The sequence below is a fragment of the Endothiovibrio diazotrophicus genome, assembly GCF_054657215.1.
On the sequence record NZ_BAAHXB010000261.1, the window covers coordinates 1 to 1,221 of the forward strand.

Genomic DNA, 1,221 nt, shown 5'->3' on the forward strand with positions numbered 1-1,221 from the left:
TAGCACCCAGGGATCCGGGGTGCTCTTGTGCTCGAACAGCAGATAGACCCGCAGCTCGCCGTCGCGCAACCGCACCGAGTAGACCAGGTCCGAATAGCTCTTGCGCAGCTCCTTGGATACGTAGCTGTCCTTGCCGATACGCAGGGTACTCAGGTCCATCTCCGCCAACAGCTCCGTCGGCAGTTGCTGACGTAGAAAATCCTCCGCGATCTCTTTTCGGCCGAAGCTCTCGCGGAAGAAGTCGTCATGAGGGGTGGGTGCCGTGGACATGGAGGAACCCTATCCCCCCGGAGGGGGAATGGCAATGTCGTCGTCGTCCCCGAAAGGTTGGCTCAAAGAGCCGGCCGAAGAGAAGGGGCATTAAGTCCCCTTCTTGGTTCTTGTCGTATTGATCAGATCAGCGTTGCCGACGGCGCGTCCTACCTCCTCCATAGCCATGGCGCCGAAGAGGTAGGGGACCAGGCCGCCGATGAACAGGCCGATGATCACCATGTGGTTGTCCAGCGAGAAGTTGGGCGCCGTGCCGCCCGCGCCGGCCAGGGCGTGGGTGTATCGGCGATGCCGCCGGCGTTGTGGGTGATCGCCACGAAAAGGATGCCCATCTACGCCCGGATGGGAATCGGGGATTCCCCCCTATTGGAAGACCTGCTCGATCGCCTCGGCCGTAAGGATCCGCTCGGACCAGCGCAGCAGCGTCTCGTCGTCGGCCGCTTCGATTCGCGCTACAATGGCGTTCCTGGGGGCTCCAAACTTGAGCTCAATCAGGCGCAGGAGAACCAGCGCCTGACCTTCATGGCGCCCCTCCATGCGCCCCTCTTCGCGCCCCTCTTTGCGTCCCACCTGTTGCCCTTGCTCGATATACCGGTCGATGAACGTCTGCATCAGCTCTCCTCCCCGTGGGGCCCTCTCCAGTACTTCGCGCACGTCCCCCTCTTCGAGGGTCTGCGTGCCCTTCACATAGTAGCGCAACAGCGACTCCAGGATCGCCGGTGCGCCTTCGCTCTCCAACACCTCCACCATCAGCGCGACCAATTCCGCCAACCGTTCCGCCGGTCGATCGCTGTAGATGTGGCGTAGCGCCAGTTGTACCAGCCGGGTGAGCACCTCGCCGCGAATCTCGGTCTCGCTGTGGGACGAGATGTCGTGTAGTGCGTAGCGAAAGTGCGGCACGAAGGGGCGCAACGCCTCGGGCAGGGGCGCTACCAGTTCGTGAAAGTCGGC

3 protein-coding genes are annotated in these 1,221 nt (G+C 62.7%); all 3 read right to left on the reverse strand.

Features of this window, described 5'->3' with window-relative positions; translation table 11 throughout:
- The coding region (locus tag ACYQ2W_RS26245; protein WP_459874031.1) for an Rpn family recombination-promoting nuclease/putative transposase at positions 1–270 on the reverse strand (270 nt) is incomplete at its 3' end.
- 90 nt (positions 271–360) lie between these two features.
- Positions 361–627, reverse strand: a complete 267-nt coding sequence (locus tag ACYQ2W_RS26250; protein WP_459874035.1) for a sodium/proton-translocating pyrophosphatase — start codon at positions 625–627, stop codon at positions 361–363.
- 6 nt (positions 628–633) lie between these two features.
- The coding region (locus tag ACYQ2W_RS26255; protein ID WP_459874033.1) for an Rpn family recombination-promoting nuclease/putative transposase at positions 634–1,221 on the reverse strand (588 nt) is incomplete at its 5' end.